This is a genomic window from Pseudonocardia sp. SID8383 (assembly GCF_009864975.1).
In the GTDB taxonomy this organism is placed as follows: Bacteria; Actinomycetota; Actinomycetes; order Mycobacteriales; family Pseudonocardiaceae; genus Pseudonocardia; species Pseudonocardia alni.
The window spans coordinates 1-2,101 of sequence record NZ_WWFY01000794.1; the positions used below are offsets into that span (position 1 = coordinate 1).

A 2,101-nucleotide genomic window follows, 5' to 3' on the forward strand; every position below is an offset into this window, starting at 1 on the left:
GCACCGTCGAGGTCGGCCTGCACGTCGCGGCCGCCCGGGCCTGGCTCACCGTGACCGACGACGGCACCGGTTTCGACCCCGGCCGCGGCCCGGCACCCGGCCACATCGGGCTGCTGCTCGTCCGCCGCGCGGTGGCCGACGCCGGCGGGACCCTGGAGGTCCGCAGCGCGCCGGACCGGGGCAGCACCGTCACTGTCGTGCTCCCCCGCCGCGGCTGAGCCGGCCGCCGCGCCGCATCGGTGCACGGTGTGCGCCGACGCACGTTCGGCAAAGTTGCACAGGCTGCATCTTTGGGCCAGACTCGTTGCGTGACGTCAACTACCCGCCCCGTGCGCACCCCCGAGGAGGCCGCGGCCCACCGCCGCGACGTACTGCTCCCCCTGACCGGCCTGCTGATGGCGCTGTTCGTCGGCGTGCTGTCCAGCACGATCGTGTCGAACGCGCTGCCCCGGATCCTGGGCGACCTCGGCGGGACCCAGGCCGAGTACACGTGGGTGGTCTCGGCGTCACTGCTGGCGATGACGGCCTCGACCCCGATCTGGGGCAAGCTCGCCGACCTCTACTCCAAGAAGCTGCTGGTCCAGGCCGCGATCGGGATCTTCCTGATCGGCTCGCTGCTCTGCGGGCTGGCGGTCTCCACGGGGCAGCTCATCGGCTTCCGGGTCCTGCAGGGCCTCGGCATGGGCGGGCTGCAGGCGCTGACCCAGGTCGTGATCGCGGCGATCATCACCCCGCGCGAGCGCGGCCGCTACATGGGCTACCTCTCGGGGATCATGTCGATCGCCGTCGTCGGCGGTCCGCTGCTCGGCGGCATCATCGTCGACTCGCCGCTGGGCTGGCGCTGGTGCTTCTTCGTCGGCGTCCCGCTGGCCGCACTCTCACTGCTCGTGCTGCAGCGCACCCTGAACGTGCCCACCCCCGTCCGCGCCGACGGCGAGCGCCCCAGCATCGACTACCTGGGCGCCACCCTCATCGCCGCCGCGGTGTCGGCGCTGCTGCTGTGGACCTCGCTGGCCGGCAAGCAGTTCGGCTGGGCCTCACCGACCTCGTTCGGCCTGATCGGCGCCGGCCTGGTGCTGCTGGTGGGCGCGATCGTCGTCGAGCGACGGGCCAAGGACCCGGTCGTGCCGCCGTTCCTGTTCCGCGACCGCACCGTCGTGCTCGCCACCGTCGCGAGCCTGTTCGTCGGCGTCGCGATGTTCGGCTCCACCATCTTCCTGTCCCAGTACTTCCAGCTCGCCCGGGGCGCCAGTGCCACCGAGGCCGGGCTGCTCACCCTGCCGATGATCGTCGGCATGTTCGGCGCGTCGAACGTGGCCGGCCAGCTGATCACCCGCACCGGCGTCTGGAAGCGCTACCTCGTCGGCGGCGCGGTCTCGCTGACCGCGGGTCTGTCGCTCGGGGCGGCGGTCATCTCCTCCACCGCGCCGTACTGGCTGGTCGCGGTCGCGATGGCACTGGTCGGCATCGGCGTCGGCACCACGCAGCAGAACCTGGTGCTCGCCGTGCAGAACACCGTCGCGCTGCGGCACATGGGCGCCGCGAGCTCCACGGTGACGTTCTTCCGCTCGCTCGGCGGCTCGGCCGGCGTCGCGGGGCTGGGCGCGCTGCTCGCCTCCGTGGTCGGGTCCCGGACCGCGGCCGGGCTGGCCGACGCCGGTGTCGACGGCGGGGCGGCCGTCGGCGGCGGGCAGGTGCCGCACCTGGCCGACCTGCCCGAGCCGGTCCGCTCGATCGTCATGGAGTCCTACGGCCACGCCACCTCGATGATCTTCCTGGTGGCCGCGCCGCTGGCCTTCCTGGCCCTGCTGGCGATCCTGGCCCTGCGCGAGGTCCCGCTGCGCGACACCCTCGACATCGAGAAGCCCGCCGACCCCGCGGCCGGTGCCCCGGCCACCACCCCGGCCCCGCCGACCGGTCCGGTGCTGCACGGGTTCGTGCGGGCCGACGGCGCCCCGGCGGGCGGCGCCGTGCTGACCGTCCTCGACGTCACCGGCGACGAGGTCGGCCGCACCCGCGCCGACGCCGACGGGCACTACCGCATCTGCGTCGCCACCGGCATCGTGTCCACCGTGTACCGCTGGGAGGGCCGTCCCGCCGC

At 73.9% G+C, this 2,101-nt stretch carries 2 protein-coding genes; both read left to right on the top strand.

The features are described 5' to 3' along the window. The coding region (locus tag GTW08_RS19570) for an ATP-binding protein (RefSeq protein ID WP_237454000.1) at window positions 1–218 on the top strand (218 nt) is incomplete at its 5' end. Window positions 219–308: 90 nt separating this feature from the next. Then, window positions 309–2,101 (top strand): MFS transporter (locus GTW08_RS19575; protein ID WP_346009942.1); only part of this gene is annotated, 1,793 nt, incomplete at its 3' end.